Here is a 16,815-nt window from a genome sequence, read left to right as displayed (position 1 = left end):
AACTTCGGGCGGCTATCGAGTCCGGGACATGAGACCTCCCTCCCTCACTCTTCTGGACGAGGAAAAACGCCTGCTCTGGCAGTTGCGCACCCATGGCGCGCAGTCCCGCTCCACCCTCGCCGCGACGCTGCAGATCAGCAACAGCGCCGTGACCCGGTTGACCAAGGCGTTGGCCGCGCAAGGCCTGGTCGAAGAGATGCCGTCCGAGGCCTTGCCCGCACGCGGTCGCCCCACGGTGCCGCTTCGGATTTCCGCGGCAGGCGGCTATGCCTTCGGGCTCGCGCTCTATGCGGGGATATTGGAGATCGCGGTCGTCGATTATGCGGGCGGGGTCATCGCGCTGACGTCGGAGACGATCGAACTGACCGACCCCATGGGCTTTGCGCGCCATGTCGACCGCCGCATCCACGAACTCACGCTCGAACATCGCCTGCTGGGGCGGCGGCTCTACGGCGTCGGCTTCAGCGCGCCCGGACCAGCCCTTTCGCGCGACGGCAATCGCTGGAGCATCGTCCGCAACCTGCCCGGATGGAAGGATGCGCCTCTGCGGGACATCTTCGCGGAAACGCTGCAACTGCCGATCTGGATCGAGAATGACGCGACCGCCGCCGCGCTGGCGGAATATTATCTCGGCGGGCTGATCGGACGCTGCACGACGGCCATCGTCATCCTGCTGGGCCACGGCGTCGGCGCCGGGATCATCCACGAAGGGCGATTGATGCGCGGCGAGGCGGGCGGCGCCGGCGAGATCGGAATGTTCTATCCGGGCGACCGGCCCCGCCCGACCACGCTCGACCTCATCGCCACGTTACAGGCGGCGGGATGCGGCGTGGATTCGCTCGCCAACTTCGCCGAGGCGATTCCGGGATATGAAGCGGTTATCGACCGCTGGCTGGAACGCGCCGCCGATCAACTGCTGCAAACCGTCAACTCGGCGATAGCCTGGCTCGAACCGGGCGCCATCCGTCTGATGAGTCCCCTGCCCACCCCCATCATGCAGGGCCTTGTCGAGCGCCTGAACCGCCGCGACATCATCTGGGGCGAACATAGTATCGAGAGCGATATCGGGCGATATACGGTCGAGATGTCGCTGCTCGGTGGCGCAGGCGCTGCGCTCGGCGCGGGCTTGTTGCCGATCCATGCAACGATTGCGCGAAACTGACGACCCGTGACCGGCTCCCGACCTAACCGCACCGGCCATCGGGATGATCTGCTGAATTGCCGCCCCGCCACGACCGATTCTGCGCCATCGATGGCGGTCACGCACTTGCCTCGGGGAGCGCTTGCCGCCATTCTGGCCGCCATGGCGACCCGTTACGCCCGATCCGCGTTTCTGAGCGCCACCTTGGCCCTGCTGGCGGTGTTGGGGCTGATCGGCTTGTCGGGCTGGCATGACGCCATGGTGCATGACGACGACCCCGTTCACGCCGTATCAGTTCTGCACAGCCACGCGGCATCGCATAGCGATCCCGACGCGCCCATTCATGTCCTCGCCCATGCGGTCAGCCAATGGGTCGTCTATGCGGGCGCGACGGCGCCCGCGCCCCTGATCGGCATGCCCGTCATCCGCTGGACGATCGCCATCGACGACCTGCCCGGCGGTATCACCCCCGCCGCCCTGCTGAGACCACCGCGCCACTGAGCCCGGTTCGGCGCTTCGGCGTCAACAGGCTCCCCATGTGGCAGGAACAGCAAAAATATGAACGGTTTCATTCGCCGGGCGCGCGGCATCGCGCTGGCCGGCACGCTGGCGGTGCTGGGCCCCGCCGGTGCGGGCTGGGCGCAAACCGCGCCCCCCTTCTCGCAATTGCTGCGTCAGGCGCGCGACGCACCGCGCGTCACCGCGCTGGACGCCGGTGTCGCGCAGGCGCGCGGACAGGCCGAGCAGGCGCGTGCGCGCCCCAACCCCTCGATCAACCTCTATGGCGAGAATTTCGCAGGTGACCTGCGCAGTAATGCCCGCGACCAGCAGCAGACGACGTTCCAGATCGACCAGCCGATCGAACTGGGCGGCAAGCGCGCCGCGCGGATCGCCGCCGGGGAGGCAGGCGTCGCGGTGGCGCAGGCGCGCGGGATCGAGGGACGCATCGCCTTCGCGACCGACCTCGCCCGCGCCTATGCCGGGGCTGAGATCGCCGACCGCCGCATCGCGCTGGCCGAGGACGAGGTGGAGGAAGCGACCGACGTGCTGAAGGTCGCCCGCGCGCTGGTCGCGGCAGGCAAGGAGGCTCGGCTGCGCCAGGTCCAGGCCGAGACCGAGCTGCACACGATGGAATCGGACCTAGAGGTCGCCCGCGCCCAACGGGTCGGCGCACTCGCCCGGCTGGCGGCGCTGGCCGGATCGCCGACACCCTATGGCGGCATCGCAGAATCGCTGATCGACCGGATGAACGCGCGTCCGGCGAGCGGCCCGGTCGACCCGATGCAGAGCGCGACGGTGAAGCTCGCCCAGGCCGAGCGCGACGCCGCCGCCCGCGCGGTCACGGTGCAGCAACGCCGCGCCACCCCCGATATCACCGCGCAATTGGGTGTGCGGCAGCTACGCGTCGCGAACGGCCCGGCGGTAGTCGCGGGCGTTTCCGTCCCCCTGCCGATCTTCGACCGCAACCGGGGCAATATCGCCGGCGCACAGGCCGAGTTGCAGGGCATGGAGGCGCGCGCCGCGGCCGCCCGGCTGGAGGCCGAGGCGGGCACCCGCGCCGCCGTCGCGCTGATCGCCGCCGCCGACCAGCGGGGCGAGGCGGCGCGGCGGATGCTCGCCACCGCCGAGGACGCCTATCGGCTGGCGCGCCTCGCCTATGAGGCGGGCAAGGCGCCGCTGATCGAGCTGCTGTCCGCCCGCCACAATCTGGGCACCGCGCGCGGCGTCATCCTGGACGCCGACATCGCCCGTTTCGAGGCGCGCGCCACCCTGGCCCGCCTGGCGGGCCTCAGCATCACCGGAGAACCGGTCCAATGATCGCCAAACATCACCTGTACGCGGGCGCCGGGCTGGGCCTGGCCGCCGCCGCCGCCCTGGGCTTCGGCGCGGCCCGGCTGACCCAGCCGACCGCATCCCCCGCCCCCGCCACGACCACCCGGCCCGCCTCGGAGGCGGCACCGCGCGACACGCTGGCCCTGTCGCCGCAAGCCATCGCCGCGTCGCAGATCGCCATCGCGGCGGCGGGCACGGGCGAACTGGACCGGGCGGTCATCGCCGCCGCGACCGTCCAGGCGACGACCGATGCCGATGCGGTGCTGACCGCCCGCGCGCCCGGCACCGTCACCCGCATCCTCGTCCGCCTGGGCGATGCGGTGCGCGCCGGGCAGACGCTGGCGCTGGTCGAAAGCCGCGACGCCTCGCAGATCACCGCCGACCGCGCCGCCGCCGCCGCGCGGGTCAGGCTGGCCCGGCGGCAACTGGAGCGCGAGCGCGGGTTGCTGGCGCAGGGCGTGTCGCCGCGCGCCGACTATGATGCGGCCCAGGCCAATCTGGCGGTGGCGCAGGCCGATGCGCTTCGGGCGAGCGCCGCGGCGGGTGCCGCGCGCGTCACCGGCGACGGGCGCTCGGTCGCCGTCACCAGTCCCATCGCCGGGCGCGTGACCATGGCCGAGGCGAAGCTGGGACAATATGTCGCGGCCGAGGCCGACCTTTTCCACGTCGCCGATCCCCGCCGCCTGGAGATCGCCGCCGCCGTTCCCCCGGCCGAAGCCGCGCGGGTCAGGGCGGGCGACCGGGTGGACCTCATCACCCGCGAGGGACAGGCCATTGCCGGCCGGGTCCGCGCCGCCACCGGCGTCGTCGATCCGCAGTCGCGCGCCGCGACGGTCATCGTCACGCCGCTGGCCGCCGCCGCCATGCTCGCGCCCGGTCAACTTGTTCAGGCGCGCATCTTCGCCAGCGGCGGCGCGGCGCATGACGGCATCATGATCCCGCAGGACGCGGTGCAGACGCTGGGCGGGCGGGACATGGTCTTCGTCCGCACCGCCAAAGGATTCCGCGCCCGGCCGGTGACGATCGCGGGCCGCTCGAACGGGATGGTCGCCATCGCGGGCGGCATCGCGGCGGGCACGCGGATCGCCACGACCAATGCCTTTCTGATCAAGGCCGAACTCGAAAAGGATATGGGGGGCGAAGGATGATCGCCGCCATCCTCTCCGGCTCGGTCCGGTTGCGCTGGCTGGTCGCGGTGCTGACGCTGGCCGTCGTCGCGTTCGGGGCGTGGCAGATCACCCTGCTGCCGATCGACGCGGTGCCCGACGTGACCAACCGCCAGGTGCAGGTCAGCAGCTTCGTCCCCGCGCTCGGCCCCGTCGACGTCGAGAAGCAGGTGACCTTCCCCATCGAGACCGCGCTGGCGGGCATTCCGGGGCTGGAGATGACCCGCTCGCTGTCGCGCAACGGCTTCAGCCAGGTGACGGCAGTGTTCACCGATGCGACCAGCATCTATTTCGCCCGCCAGCAGATCGCCGAGCGGCTGGCCCAGGCCAAGGACAGCCTGGCCGCCGGCGTCCAGCCCAGTCTCTCGCCGCTCAGCACCGGGCTGGGCGAGATCTTCTTCTATTCCATCGCCTTTCGCCATCCCGACGGGCGCGGCGCCCCCCGCATCGACGGCAGGCCCGGCTGGCAGCGCGACGGCAGCTACCTGACGCCCGAGGGCGAGCGGCTGACCACCGAACTGGCCAAGGCAGCGTATCTTCGCACCGTGCAGGACTGGATCATCCGGCCGCAGATGCGCACCGTGAAGGGCGTGGCGGGGGTCGATTCCAATGGCGGCTACGTCAAACAATATCTGATCGAGCCGAACCTGGCGGCGCTCGCCGCCTATGGCATATCGATGACCGAGCTGGCGGACGCGGTCGAGCGCGCCAATGTCTCGGCAGGGGCCAATTATGTCCGCCGCGCGGGCGAAAGCTTCCTGGTGCGCGCCGATGCGCGGCTGAAGTCGATCGAGGATATCCAGGACGCGGTCGTCGCCACCCGCAACGCCGTGCCCGTCCGGGTCCGCGATGTCGGCCAGGTAACGATCGGCGGCGCGGTCCGCACCGGCTCGGGCAGCCGCATGGGGTCGGAGGCGGTCATTTCCACCGTGCTGATGCTGGTCGGCGAGAACAGCCGCATCGTCTCGACCGCGGTCGCCGACAGGCTGGTCCAGGTCAACCGCACCCTGCCGCCGGATGTCTTCGCCGAGCCGGTCTATAACCGGTCCAAGCTGGTCGACGCGACCATCGCCACCGTCCGCAAGAACCTGGTCGAGGGCGCGCTGCTGGTCATCGTGGTGCTGTTCCTGCTGCTCGGCAATGTCCGCGCCGCCCTCATCACCGCCGCCGTCATCCCGATCACGATGGTGATGACCGCGACCGGCATGAACATGCTGGGCGTCTCGGGCAACCTGATGAGTCTCGGCGCGCTCGATTTCGGGCTGATCGTCGACGGGGCGGTGATCATCGTCGAGAACGCCCTGCGCCACCTCGCCGAGCGGCAGCAGGCCGAGGGGCGGCTGCTGACCCGCGCGGAACGGCTGGCGACCACCGCCGCCTCCGCGCGCGAGATGATCCGGCCGACCGTCTATGGCCAGGCGATCATATTCCTCGCCTTCGCGCCGCTCCTCACCTTTCAGGGGGTGGAGGGCAAGACCTTCGCGCCGATGGCGATCACGCTGATGATCGCGCTGGCCTGCGCCTTCCTCCTGTCGCTGACCTTCGTGCCCGCGATGATCGCGATCCTGATCAAGGGCCGGGTCGAGGAGACCGAGGTGCGACCGATCCGCTGGTTCAAGGCGCGCTATGCCCCCGTGCTCGCGCGCGCCATCGCCCGCCCGCGCCCCTTCGTGCTGGGCGGGGTGGCGGTGTTCGCGGTCGCGCTGCTCGGCTTCGGCCTGCTCGGCGAGGAGTTCATGCCGCAGCTCGACGAGAAGGACATCACCGTCACCAATTTCCGCGTCCCCTCCGCTTCGATCGACCAGTCGACCCAGATGCAGATGCGGATCGAGAATGCGCTGAAGACGCTGCCCGAGGTGGCGCTGGTCTTTTCCAAGAACGGCAATGCCGATCTGGGCACCGACCCGATGCCGCCCAATGCGTCCGACACCTACATCATCCCCAAGCCGGAGAGCGAATGGCCCGCCGAGGTGCGGACCAAGGCCGACATCATCCGCCGCATCGAGGAGCGGATGAAACAGGTGATCGGCAACCGCACCGAGATCCAGCAGCCGATCCAGATGCGCTTCAACGAGCTGATCGCCGGCGTGCGCGCCGATGTCGCGATCAAGCTGTACGGCGACGACCTAGACGCGATGGGAGCGGAGGCGCAGAAGATCGCGGGCGCCGTGCGCACCATTCCCGGGGCGGCGGACGTCAGCGTCGAGCAGACCGACGGCGCGCCGACCTTCGACGTGCGGATCGATCGCCAGGCGGCGGGTCGGCTGGGCCTGTCGGTCGACGAGATCGCCGCCACCGTCGCGGCGGCGCTGGGCGGGCGCGAGGCGGGGCTGGTGTTCGAGGGGGATCGCCGCTTCGCCGTCGTCGTCCGCCTGCCCGATGTGCAGCGCGACGATATCGAGACGCTGGGCGCGATCCCGGTGATGCTCCCCGCCGCCGAGGGGCAGACCGCCCGCTCGGTCCCGTTGCGCGAGGTGGCGAGCTTCCATTATACCCAGGGGCTGAACCAGATCAGCCGCGAGAATGGCAAGCGGATGATCACCGTCCAGGTCAATGTCCGGGGCCGCGACCTGGGCGGCTTCGTCGAGGCGGCGGAGGCGCGGATCGCGAAGATGCCCCTGCCGCCGGGCATGTATACCGACTGGGGCGGCACCTTCCAGAGCCTGCAATCGGCGCGGCTTCGCCTGATGCTGGTGGTGCCGATCTGCTTCCTGGCCATCTATGCGCTGCTGTTCATGGCGCTGGGCGGCTTCGTGCCCGCCCTGATCGTGTTCTCGGCGGTGCCGATGGCGCTGGCGGGGGGCGTCTTCGCGCTGCTGCTGCGCGGCATCCCCTTCTCGATCACCGCGGCGGTCGGCTTCATCGCGCTGTCGGGCGTGGCGGTGCTCAACGGCCTCGTCATGATGAGCGCCATTTCCCGGCACCGCGCGATGGGCGAGGCGGATGACCGGGCCATTGCCGAGGGCGCGATGGAGCGGGTGCGGCCCGTGCTGATGACCGCGTTGGTTGCCTCGCTAGGCTTCGTGCCGATGGCGCAGGCGACCGGCACGGGGGCGGAGGTGCAGCGGCCGCTGGCGACGGTGGTGATTGGCGGGCTGATCACCTCGACCGCGCTGACCCTGGTCGTGCTGCCCGCGATCACCGCCTGGGCCGCGCGCTGGACGAAGGCCCGGCGGCGCGCCGATACGCTGGTAGCGGCGTGAGCCCCTGCCCGCCCCCTGCCGTCGCCGGGGGCGGGCACAGGAGATGCTTTGCGGAGCGGCGCTGACGGCATCTTGTTCCCGCAAAACGCGAAAGACGATCGAAGCTGCGGACGATCCACGCCTAGCCTTTCGGGACATTGGCAAAGGAGTGACGACGTGGCGAAGCGAACGACGCCGATCTGGTCCACCGCCCTGACCGCAGGGCTCCTGCTTCCGACCCTGGCTGATGCACACGGCATCTGGTTCGCCCAGCGCGCCAAGCAGATCGCCATCGTCTATGGCATCGGTGCCGACGATCTGGAGGCGGTCAAGCGCCAGCCCAATATGGAAAGCGTCCAGGCCTGGGACGCCGAGCTGAACCCGATCGGCGCCCAGCTTCGCACCGCCGGGCCGGTCGTGCTGGTCGACACCGACGCACCGCCCACCATCGTCAGCGCGGTGCTGCAGAACGGCACCTGGTCCAAGCTGCCCGATGGCGAATTCGTCAAGAAGCCCAAGGACGAGGTGCCCAATTCGGTCAAGAGCGAAACCACGATCAAATATGCGACGACGATCCAGGGCCCGCTGACCAGGCCGGTGCCGCTGATCCCCGCCCAGACGCTGCAGATCGTGCCGGTCGGCGCGCTGCCCGCCAAACGGGGTACGCCGATGACCTACCGCGTGTTCTTCAAGGGCAAGCCGGTCGCGGGCGCGACGGTGATCAGCGACATGGTCAACGACCCCGACGCCGCCGAAGTCGCGACCAAAGCGGACGGCAGTGTCACCCTGCCGGTGCGCAACCAGGGACTGAACGTGCTGCGCGCCGTCTATGTCTCGCCCTCCGACCAGCCGACCAGGATCGACCATTACGAGCATACCGCGACGCTGGCCTTCACCCTGCCCCACGCGCCCGAACAATGAACCCTGCCCCCAAGCGGAGACCGATCATGAAATTCGCCATAACCTTGCTTCCCCTGATGCTCGCCGCGACGCCCGTGCTCGCGCATGGCGACGACAAGCCCCGCCATGGCGGCCAGGTGGTCGAGGTCGGGGACACGGTGTTCGAGCTGGTCCGCGCCGGCACTGGCGTGTCGCTCTATGTCATGGAGGACGGCGACGAGGTGCCCGCGGCCGGCATGACGGCCAAGCTGTTCGTGACCACCGGCGCGAACAAGGCCGAGGTCGCGCTGACCCCCGCCGCGCGCAACCAGTTCGTCGCCAAGGGCGCCCGCATCGCGCCCGGATCGAAGGTCGGCGTCCTCCTGATCGACCGCCAGACCCAGGCGCGCCAGACGGCGACCTTCCTGGTCCGATGACCGGCCACCTGCGGAACCGGGTGCTGCCGCTGGTCGGCATCGCCCTGGCGGTCGGCTGTCATGGCATGGCGGCCGCGCACGGCGTCGCCGAGGGGGACAAGGCGTTCATCCAGAACAATCCGGGGATCAACATCATTCCCTATCTGTATCTGGGCGCCAAGCACATGGTCACCGGATACGACCATCTGCTGTTCCTGTTCGGCGTCATCTTCTTCCTCCATCGGCTGAAGGATGTCGGCGCCTATGTCACGCTGTTCGCCATCGGGCACAGCACGACCCTGCTGGCGGGGGTGTTCTTCAACATCCATGCCGATCCCTATCTGATCGACGCGATCATCGGCCTGTCGGTGGTCTACAAGGCGCTCGACAATCTGGGCGCCTTTCCGATGCTGATCGGGTTCCAGCCCGACCAGAAGGCGGCGGTGCTGATCTTCGGCTTCTTCCACGGCTTCGGCCTGGCGACCAAGCTGCAGGACCTGATCGCGTCGCGCGACGGGCTGATCCCCAACCTCGTCAGCTTCAACATCGGGGTCGAGATGGGCCAGTTCCTGGCGCTGAGCGCGATCCTGATCCTGATGACGCTGTGGCGCCGCTCGCCGAGCTTTGCGCGCCGCGTCGTCATCGCCAATGCCGCGCTGATGAGCGCGGGTATCGTCCTGACCGGCTATCAGCTCGCCGGGTTCCTGATGGAGAAGGCCGCATGACCGCCACCCCCTACCCCGCCTCGCCCGCCACGGTCGGCCGGGCTTCGCTTGCCGCCTTGGGCGCGGGCGCCGCGATCCTGGTGCTGTTCGTCCTGCCCGCCGAATATGCCATCGACCCGACCGGGATCGGCGGCGCACTGGGCCTGACGCGGATGGCGAATGGCGGGGAGGCGGCGGACACCGCCCCTGTTCCGGCCGTCACCGCGCCTGCCGTCGCCGTGCCCGCCCAGACCGGGGCCAATATCGCCCGCGCCACGCCCTTCCGCACCGATGAGAAGACGGTGACGCTCGCCCCCGGCAAGGGGATCGAGGTGAAAGCGCGGATGAAGGCGGGCGACAGCTTCAACTTCCGCTGGAACGCCACCGGCCTAGTCCGCGCCGACATGCATGGCGAGCCGACCGGCGGCGGCGAGAACGACTTCACCGATTATTGGAAGCAGAAGAATGTGTCGGCCAGCCAGGGCAGCTTCACCGCGCCGGTTGCGGGCACCCATGGCTGGTACTGGAAGAACCGCGAGGCGGTGCCGGTGACGATCACCGTCCGGCTCGACGGCTTCTACGACGGCGTGTTCGTCCGGGAATGAGGATCAGGCGGAGACCGGCGGCTCGCTGATCCCCGCCCAGGCGACCAGCCCGACAATGGCCAGCGCGGCGGCCAACTCCAGCGACAGGCTGATCCGCAAATGCCGCAAGCCCCGCTCCCCCGAGCCGACCAGGCCGGGGGTCAGCACGAAGCGATTGGCCGAGGCGAGCATCAGCATCACCCCGAACAGCATCAGCTTGGCGATCATCAGCCGCCCGTACAGGCTGTCGGGCAACCGGGCGATGCCCTGTACCCCGATCAGCATCGCCGCATTGACGAGGCCGGTGGCCAGGATCGCGGCGACGATCGCGCTGCCCACCCCGGCAAAGCCCGCCAGCGCGCGCGTCGCTTCGGCGCGGTCGGGCTGGCGGCGAAAGGCCAGGCCGACAAAGACGATCAGCGCGCCGATCCAGGCTCCGGCCGCCAGCATATGGACGATGTCCGCGCCCAGATGCACCCAGCCGATGGCGCCGGCGTCCATCGCGCCATGCCCGTTCCATGCGAGCGTCGCGGTCGCGCCCCCTGCGAAGAAGGCCATGACCCAGCGCGGCACCGTCCGCCGCGCGACCAGCGTGACCAGCAGGGCGGCCAGAAGCGCGATCCGCAGCAGAAAGGCGAGGCCCGGCGCGGTGTCGCGCAGCAGGGTGACGAGCAGGTCGCCGGTCAGCGCACCGGGATCACCCCCCGTCATCGCCAGCGCGAGCAGCAGGAATCCCAGGATCGACACCGGAAGCGCGACGGCGGCGACCGCGACGAGCAGCCACCGCCTGTCTTTCGCGAACAGGGCCAGGCCGAACAATCCGGGCAGGAGGGTCAGCGACAATCCCCGCGCCAGGATCAACGCGGCCTGGACCATGGGGGTCAGCCGACCTGGATCTTGTAGCTGCCGGTGACGCGGTGGGTGTCGGCCGACACGACATGCCAGGCGACCTGATATTGGCCGCGCGGCAGCGGCGCGGCGAGCGTCAGCACCAGCGATCGCCCGTCCGCACCGACCGAGGTCTTCGCCGGGATCGCGTGCGCGGCCATGCCCGGCATGACCATGGTCAGCTCGGCCCCCGACATCGGCGCGAGCAGCTTCTCGGAGAAGCTGAGCACCAGCGTGCGTGGACCGGTCGTGACCGTGGCGTCGGCGGCGGGGGTCGCCGAGAGCAGCTTGGGATGCGCCAGCGCGGGCGCGGAAAGGGACGCGGCCAGGGCCAGGCCGAGCAGGATGCGACGCATAGGTTCAGACTCCGGATAAGGGTGGATGATCGTCACCCTTGATTACGCGGGGGAAGCGACCATCCCTCGCCCGCCCCGCCCTTTCTGGAGCATGACGGGCCAGCAAACGATCGCTCGTCGATCAATAGGAATAGCCGATGCGGACCATGAACTGGCGCGGCGCTCCGGGCAAGGTCCATAGCCGCGCATAGGAGCTGGGAAAGTAATCGATGTCGAACAGGTTCGTGACCTCGCCCGAGATGCGCAGCCGGTCGGTCGCCTCGAACGCCGCCGTCACGCGGGTCAGCGTATAGGCCGGCAGATAATAGAAACTGCCATTGGCGAAGCGGAAGCCGGTCTCGCCCAGCCGCTTGCCGACATAGTTGACGCCCGCGCCCAGGGTCAGGCGCCGCTCGCCGATGTCGAAGTCCTTGAAGAGGAGCGCGCTGCCGCTGTTCCTGGCGATGTTGAGCAGCGGATCGCCCTCGCGCAGGCCGAAGCCAAAATTGGGATCGAGCGCGTTCTGCGCCACCTCGGCGTCGATATAGGCATAGTTGACCTGCACCCGGAACCCGGCGGGCAACTGGCCCGACAGCTCGGCCTCGACGCCCTTGCTGCGCGCCTTGCCCACCGCCAGCGAGAAATTGGCGTTGATCGGGTCGGCGGTCAGGACGTTGCTCTTGGTCGTCCTGAACAGGGCCAGCGTACCGGTCAGCCGCTGGCCGAGCAGCGAAACCTTGGCCCCTGCTTCGTAGGAGGTGGTGCGCTCGGGGACGAAGGCATTGTTGTTCGCGTCCGTGCCGTTATTGGGACGGAAGCCGCGCCCGTAATTGGCGTAGAGCGAGACATGCGACCCGAACAGATAGGTCGCGCCCACCGAGGGGCTGAACGCGGTGCGGAACTGCTGCGTCCGGCGGCGCGCGGCGCGATCGTCGATGATCTGCTCGAACTGGTCGTAGCGACCGCCCGCGCGGATCTTCAGCGCATCGGTGACGTCGATCTGGTCCTGCAGATAGGCACCCCAGCTATATTGCCGCTCCAGATAGCTCTGGAACGCGCCCGCCACGGGCAGCTTGCCATAGACCGGGTCGAAGATGTCGATGCGGTTGCCCGCCGCCAGGTTGCCGGCTGTCTGCGATGCGACTAGCGGCGGGCGATAGCGGTTCTGGACGATATCCAGCTCGTAATCGTCCCAATCGGCACCGATGATCATGTGGTGCATCAGCGGCCCGGTATCGAACTTGCCGCTCAGCTCGCCACGGAAGGTCAGGTCGGTGGTCTTATAGTCGCGGTCGCGGCGCTGGCGCGACAGGGTGACGCCGTCGACATAGAGACGCTGGCGACCGGCGGCCAATTCGGCCTCGGTCGAGACGCCCCGGAAGAAGGTGTCGCGATAGCCGACGCCCAGCACGATCGACCAGTTCTTGTCGAAATCATGCTGCAACTGCGCCTGGTGCCCCATGGCGCGGACATGGACGGGTCCGTCGCCCGGTTCGCCGAAGAAGCGGTTGCGCGGGATCAGCGACAGATCGCCGGTCGGTGCGACGATGCCTCGGTCGAAGGTCACCTTCTGGTCGATATACTCGAACTCGTAGCTGGCCGAGCTGTCCTGGCCCAGCTTGACCAGGACGGACGGGGTCACCGTCACCTTCCGGCTGGAGTTGAAATCGCGGAAGCTGTCGGCCGACTCCGCCGCGCCGGTCACGCGCATCGCGACGCGCGACGACAGCGGCACGTTGAAATCGCCCTCGCTGCGATAGGTGTTGAAGCTGCCCGCCGACAGGATCGCGCTGCCATGCAGGTAGAAGCCGGGCTTCTTGGTGATGATGTTGACCGTGCAACCGGGCTCGCCGCGCCCGAACAGCGAGGAATTGGGACCCTTCAGCACTTGGATCTGCTCGACGTTCGAGGTATCGCGCGACCCGCCATAGCCGCGCGCGGCGTTGAACCCGTTGACCAGATAGTTGCTGGCCGAGCCCTCGTCCCCGGTGAAGCCGCGACAGGCGAACACGTCGAACAGGCCGCCGAAATTATTCTGGCGCGCGATGCCGGTCGCGAAATCCAGCGCATTGTCCAGCCGCGTCACGCCCGCATCGCGCAGCGTCTCGGCCGACAGCACCTGGATGCTTTGCGGCACCTCGATCGTGGGGACGTTGGCGACATATTGCTGGCGCTGGCCCTGGACGACGATCTCCGACTGGGGTGCCTCCGCCGCGCTGGTCGGGTCGGGTTCGGCCGCCGGTCCGGTTGCCTCGACCGGGGCATTATACGCCACCGGCATGGTCTGCGCCCAGGTCGCCGTGGATGTCGTGATCGCCAGACCGGCGACGCTCAACGATAGCAGATGTCGGTAGCGCATAGGATCCCCCAAGACTTTAATGGATGTCGCGTCGTCCTCATCGTGGCGTCCTGGCCTTCGTCCTGGTCCTGCGACCGGCGGGCCGATGTGGCGCCCTCTCTGCGATGACGGCATGATGGGCAGCGGCGCCAAGCATTTTATTGCGAAGCCATGACAGGATCGGAACGAAATGCGGATTTGTGCTTGCCGCCCCGACGCGATCCTGCCGAAGGGGGCGTCGGGGTCTTGGATCAGGCGGGGAGCAGCGTTCGCGCCAGTTGCGCGAACCAGGCGATGCCGGTCGGGATGGTGGCATCGTTGAAGTCATAGGCCGGGTGGTGAAGCGGCGCGCCGTGCCCCTCGTCGCGCTGCCCCAGCCACAGATAGGCCCCCGGCCGCGCCCGCAGCATGAAGGCGAAATCCTCCGAGGTGAAGGCGGGATCGGGCGCGGCCTGCGCGTCGGCGCACACCGCCCGCGCCGCCGCCAGCGCGATTTCGGCGCTTTCGGCGTCGTTCACCGTCGCGGGGTAGTAGCGGACATAGTTCACCGCCACCTGCGTCTCGCTCGCCCGCGCCACACCCTCGCAGATCGCGCGCAGCGACTCCTCGATCCGGTCCTGCACCGCCGGGGAAAAGGTGCGGACCGTGCCGGTCAGCGTGACCGCCGCCGGGATGACATTGTGCGAATCGCCGCCAGCGACCTTGGTAACGGACAGCACCGCGCTCTCGGTCGGGGCGACGCGGCGCGAGACGATGGTGTTCAACTCGCCGATCAGCGTCGCCGCCGCCAGGATGGCGTCGGGCGTCTGGTGCGGCATGGCGGCATGGCCGCCGCGCCCGGAGATGGTGATGTCGAACCGGTCCGCCGCCGCCATGATCGGCCCGGCGCGGGTCCGGGCACTGCCCAGCGGCAGGTCCGGCCAATTGTGGAGCGCGAACACCCGGTCGCAGGGGAACCGCTCGAACAGGCCGTCGCGCACCATCGCATCGGCCCCGCCCAGCCCCTCCTCGGCGGGCTGGAAGATGAAGTGGATCGTACCGGAAAAGTCGCGCGTCCGCGCCAGGTGGCGCGCCGCGCCGATCAGCGTCGCGCTGTGCCCGTCATGGCCGCAGCCGTGGAAGACGCCCGGCACCGTGCTGGCATAGTCCAGCCCCGTCGCCTCGGCGAAGGGCAGCGCGTCCATGTCGGCGCGGAACCCGATGGCGCCGTTGCCTGGCCCGTGGCGCAGCGTCCCGACCACGCCGGTGCCGCCGATCCCCGTCGCCACCTCCAGCCCGGCCTCACGGAGCGCGTCGGCGACGATCCCGGCGGTGCGATGCTCGTGAAAACCGAGTTCGGGATGCGCATGCAGGTCGCGGCGTAGCGCGATGAGATGGCCGAGTTCGTGAGCGTCGATGGGCATGGGGCAGGCCTCATGAGGGTGTCAGCCGCGATCCTCGAACAAGGTTTCGATCGGGTCGTAACGCTTCACGATCGGCGACTTGAGGACGATGTAGCTGAAATATTTCTCGATCCCGAAATCGCTTTCCAGGATGGATTCGATCAGTTCCTGATATTGCGAGACGTTGCGGGTGATGAACTTGATCAGATAGTCATAGCCGCCGCTGACCAGATGGCATTCGACGATCTCGGGCACGTTGCGCGCGCGCTGCTCGAAGCGGGAAAAGTCGCCGGTGCGGTGATCCTTCAGCGTCACCTCGGTGAAGACGGTCAGCGTCTCGCCCAGCTTGGCGAGCGCGACATGTGCGCCATAGCCGGTGATATAGCCGGCCTTTTCCAGGCGCTTGACCCGCGACAGACAGGGACTGGGCGACAGGCCGACGGCATCGGCCAGGTCGACGTTGGTGATCCGCCCGTTACGCTGCAACTGCGCCAGGATGCGGAAGTCCAGTCTATCGAGTTTTGGCGCTGACGTCATGGCGGCGGATATACCCTTCAATTCCCGTACGAAAATGCTCACCGTAGCGCGGCGCGCACCTCCGGTTGCTCGACGACATCATTCAACGTGGCGGTCAGTCGCGCAAGCAACGTCGCCATGTCCTCCTCGCCGCAGCTGATGGCGGGTGCCAGCCCGATGGTGCCGTCGGCAAAGGCGCGGAAGATGATGCCACGGGCATAGCCCGCCCGCGACAACCGGTCGGGCAGGCCTAGCGCGGGGTCGAAGCGCGTCTTGGCCGCCTTGTCGGCGACCAGTTCGATTCCCGCCAGCATCCCCGCCTGGCGCACGTCGCCGACCAGCGGATGATCGACCAGCGCGGCCAGCCCCTCGGCGAGCTGCGGCGCGCGGGCGAGGCCGTTCGCGATGATCCCACCCTCGTACAGGTCGAGCACCGCCATGCCGACCGCCGCCGCCACCGGATGCCCCGAATAGGTCGCGCCATGCCCGATCGGCAGGTGGTTGTCGGGGCCATCGGCGATCCCGGCATAGACCTCCGCCGACATCAGCACCGCGCCCATCGGCACATAGCCGGCGGTCAGCCCCTTCGCCAATGTCATCAGGTCGGGCGACACCCCCTCATGCTCGCAGGCGAACATCGGCCCGGTCCGGCCGAAGCCGGTGATGACCTCGTCGACGACCAGCAGGATGCCCAGCTCGGTGCAGGTCGCCCGCATCGCCGCCAGCCAGCCCCTGGGCGGGACGATGACGCCCGCCGACCCCTGCACCGGCTCGGCGAAGAAGGCCGCGACATGGTCGGCGCCGATCTCGGCGACCTTGTCCCTCAGCGCGGCGACGCTGGCGTCGATCACGGCTTGCGGGTCGGTGCCGACCGCATGGCGATAGGGATAGGGCGCCGGGATATGATGCTGCCAGCCATGCGGCAGGTCGAACAGCCGATGGAAGGCGGGCAGGCCGGTGATGCCCGCGCCGTTCGACGACGAGCCGTGATAGCCCTTGTCGAGCGCGATGACCTGCTTCTTGGTCGGCCGCCCCTTGGCGTTCCAATAGTTGACGATGAAGCGCAGCGCGGAGTCGACCGAGTCCGATCCCCCTTGCGTGAAATAGACCCGCTCCAGCCCTGCGGGCGCCAAGCCCGCCAGCCGCTCGGCCAGCCGGATCGCGGGCTCGCTGGCATAGGAGAAATAGCCGGTCGCATAGGGCAGCCGCCGCATCTGCTCGGCGGCGGCCTCGACCACGCTCTCATGGCCATAGCCGATATTGACGCACCACAGCCCGGCAAAGGCGTCGAGCAGGCGGTTGCCCTCGCTGTCGGTCAGGTACATGCCCTGCCCCCGGGTCAGCACGGTCGCGCCCCGCGCCTCATGCCCGCGCCATGCCGTGACCGGGTGGATGAGGTGGCGGCGATCCGCCTCGATCAGCGAATTGGAGAACATGGGCAACCCTGTTGT

15 protein-coding genes are annotated in these 16,815 nt (G+C 68.8%); 9 read left to right on the top strand and 6 right to left on the bottom strand.

Going from position 1 to position 16,815, the window contains the following annotated elements; genetic code table 11:
* Positions 1 to 28 precede the first annotated feature (28 nt).
* The 9 genes from OXQ33_RS02900 to OXQ33_RS02860 all read left to right on the top strand — a co-directional run bounded on the left by OXQ33_RS02900 (position 29) and on the right by OXQ33_RS02860 (position 9,926).
* Positions 29 to 1,162, top strand: coding sequence for an ROK family transcriptional regulator (locus tag OXQ33_RS02900; RefSeq protein WP_267433184.1), 1,134 nt, complete (start codon positions 29 to 31; stop codon positions 1,160 to 1,162).
* Between the two features lie 141 nt (positions 1,163 to 1,303).
* Entirely contained in the window at positions 1,304 to 1,642 is a 339-nt protein-coding gene (locus OXQ33_RS02895) for a hypothetical protein (RefSeq protein WP_267433183.1), read from the top strand.
* Positions 1,643 to 1,699: 57 nt separating this feature from the next.
* Positions 1,700 to 2,959, top strand: a complete 1,260-nt coding sequence (locus tag OXQ33_RS02890; protein WP_267433182.1) for a TolC family protein — start codon at positions 1,700 to 1,702, stop codon at positions 2,957 to 2,959.
* A complete protein-coding gene (locus OXQ33_RS02885) occupies positions 2,956 to 4,122 on the top strand; it encodes an efflux RND transporter periplasmic adaptor subunit (RefSeq protein WP_267433181.1) in 1,167 nt (388 codons plus the stop codon). The genes OXQ33_RS02890 and OXQ33_RS02885 overlap by 4 nt, the downstream gene beginning before the upstream one ends.
* The gene (locus OXQ33_RS02880) at positions 4,119 to 7,343 is read left to right on the top strand and encodes a CusA/CzcA family heavy metal efflux RND transporter (RefSeq protein ID WP_267433180.1); all 3,225 of its coding nucleotides are present in this window, start codon (positions 4,119 to 4,121) and stop codon (positions 7,341 to 7,343) included. The genes OXQ33_RS02885 and OXQ33_RS02880 overlap by 4 nt, the downstream gene beginning before the upstream one ends.
* A gap of 156 nt (positions 7,344 to 7,499) precedes the next feature.
* Entirely contained in the window at positions 7,500 to 8,243 is a 744-nt protein-coding gene (locus tag OXQ33_RS02875) for a DUF4198 domain-containing protein (protein WP_267433179.1), read from the top strand.
* 26 nt (positions 8,244 to 8,269) lie between these two features.
* Positions 8,270 to 8,638: a hypothetical protein gene (locus OXQ33_RS02870; protein WP_267433178.1), complete on the top strand. Its 369-nt coding sequence runs from the start codon at positions 8,270 to 8,272 to the stop codon at positions 8,636 to 8,638.
* A gap of 65 nt (positions 8,639 to 8,703) precedes the next feature.
* The gene (locus tag OXQ33_RS02865) at positions 8,704 to 9,342 is read left to right on the top strand and encodes a HupE/UreJ family protein (protein ID WP_267433279.1); all 639 of its coding nucleotides are present in this window, start codon (positions 8,704 to 8,706) and stop codon (positions 9,340 to 9,342) included.
* Positions 9,339 to 9,926, top strand: a complete 588-nt coding sequence (locus OXQ33_RS02860; RefSeq protein ID WP_267433177.1) for a hypothetical protein — start codon at positions 9,339 to 9,341, stop codon at positions 9,924 to 9,926. Before OXQ33_RS02865 ends, OXQ33_RS02860 begins: the two co-directional genes overlap by 4 nt.
* A gap of 3 nt (positions 9,927 to 9,929) precedes the next feature.
* Here the strand turns inward: OXQ33_RS02860 and copD are convergent, their stop codons facing one another.
* The 6 genes from copD to OXQ33_RS02830 all read right to left on the bottom strand — a co-directional run bounded on the left by copD (position 9,930) and on the right by OXQ33_RS02830 (position 16,800).
* A complete protein-coding gene (copD, locus tag OXQ33_RS02855) occupies positions 9,930 to 10,781 on the bottom strand; it encodes a copper homeostasis membrane protein CopD (RefSeq protein ID WP_267433176.1) in 852 nt (283 codons plus the stop codon).
* 5 nt (positions 10,782 to 10,786) lie between these two features.
* Positions 10,787 to 11,149: a copper homeostasis periplasmic binding protein CopC gene (gene copC, locus OXQ33_RS02850; RefSeq protein ID WP_267433175.1), complete on the bottom strand. Its 363-nt coding sequence runs from the start codon at positions 11,147 to 11,149 to the stop codon at positions 10,787 to 10,789.
* Between the two features lie 121 nt (positions 11,150 to 11,270).
* The gene (locus OXQ33_RS02845; RefSeq protein WP_267433174.1) at positions 11,271 to 13,463 is read right to left on the bottom strand and encodes a TonB-dependent receptor; all 2,193 of its coding nucleotides are present in this window, start codon (positions 13,461 to 13,463) and stop codon (positions 11,271 to 11,273) included.
* 254 nt (positions 13,464 to 13,717) lie between these two features.
* Positions 13,718 to 14,869 carry a M20 aminoacylase family protein gene (locus tag OXQ33_RS02840; protein WP_267433173.1) on the bottom strand — a complete coding sequence of 384 codons (1,152 nt, stop codon included), beginning with the start codon at positions 14,867 to 14,869 and terminating at the stop codon, positions 13,718 to 13,720.
* A 21-nt stretch (positions 14,870 to 14,890) separates the two neighbouring features.
* Positions 14,891 to 15,385 carry an Lrp/AsnC family transcriptional regulator gene (locus tag OXQ33_RS02835; protein WP_267433172.1) on the bottom strand — a complete coding sequence of 165 codons (495 nt, stop codon included), beginning with the start codon at positions 15,383 to 15,385 and terminating at the stop codon, positions 14,891 to 14,893.
* 38 nt (positions 15,386 to 15,423) lie between these two features.
* Complete coding sequence (locus tag OXQ33_RS02830; RefSeq protein WP_267433171.1) at positions 15,424 to 16,800, bottom strand: aminotransferase class III-fold pyridoxal phosphate-dependent enzyme; 1,377 nt, start codon at positions 16,798 to 16,800, stop codon at positions 15,424 to 15,426.
* Between the last annotated feature and the right edge of the window lie 15 nt (positions 16,801 to 16,815).

The sequence above is a fragment of the Sphingomonas sp. GM_Shp_1 genome (assembly GCF_026540895.1).
Classification (GTDB): domain Bacteria; phylum Pseudomonadota; class Alphaproteobacteria; order Sphingomonadales; family Sphingomonadaceae; genus Sphingomonas.
Note: the sequence above shows the minus strand (reverse complement) of the source record. Positions and strands in the feature narration are given on the sequence as shown.

What these genes read in the sequence shown, in the direction of transcription:
- OXQ33_RS02900 (WP_267433184.1), top strand. Translation starts at nt 29, where the DNA reads ATGAGACCTCCCTCCCTCACTCTTCTGGACGAGGAAAAACGCCTGCTC.
- OXQ33_RS02895 (WP_267433183.1), top strand. Translation starts at nt 1,304, where the DNA reads ATGGCGACCCGTTACGCCCGATCCGCGTTTCTGAGCGCCACCTTGGCC.
- OXQ33_RS02890 (WP_267433182.1), top strand. Translation starts at nt 1,700, where the DNA reads ATGAACGGTTTCATTCGCCGGGCGCGCGGCATCGCGCTGGCCGGCACG.
- OXQ33_RS02885 (WP_267433181.1), top strand. Translation starts at nt 2,956, where the DNA reads ATGATCGCCAAACATCACCTGTACGCGGGCGCCGGGCTGGGCCTGGCC.
- OXQ33_RS02880 (WP_267433180.1), top strand. Translation starts at nt 4,119, where the DNA reads ATGATCGCCGCCATCCTCTCCGGCTCGGTCCGGTTGCGCTGGCTGGTC.
- OXQ33_RS02870 (WP_267433178.1), top strand. Translation starts at nt 8,270, where the DNA reads ATGAAATTCGCCATAACCTTGCTTCCCCTGATGCTCGCCGCGACGCCC.
- OXQ33_RS02865 (WP_267433279.1), top strand. Translation starts at nt 8,704, where the DNA reads ATGGCGGCCGCGCACGGCGTCGCCGAGGGGGACAAGGCGTTCATCCAG.
- OXQ33_RS02860 (WP_267433177.1), top strand. Translation starts at nt 9,339, where the DNA reads ATGACCGCCACCCCCTACCCCGCCTCGCCCGCCACGGTCGGCCGGGCT.
- copD (WP_267433176.1), bottom strand. Translation starts at nt 10,781, where the DNA reads ATGGTCCAGGCCGCGTTGATCCTGGCGCGGGGATTGTCGCTGACCCTC.
- copC (WP_267433175.1), bottom strand. Translation starts at nt 11,149, where the DNA reads ATGCGTCGCATCCTGCTCGGCCTGGCCCTGGCCGCGTCCCTTTCCGCG.
- OXQ33_RS02840 (WP_267433173.1), bottom strand. Translation starts at nt 14,869, where the DNA reads ATGCCCATCGACGCTCACGAACTCGGCCATCTCATCGCGCTACGCCGC.
- OXQ33_RS02835 (WP_267433172.1), bottom strand. Translation starts at nt 15,385, where the DNA reads ATGACGTCAGCGCCAAAACTCGATAGACTGGACTTCCGCATCCTGGCG.
- OXQ33_RS02830 (WP_267433171.1), bottom strand. Translation starts at nt 16,800, where the DNA reads ATGTTCTCCAATTCGCTGATCGAGGCGGATCGCCGCCACCTCATCCAC.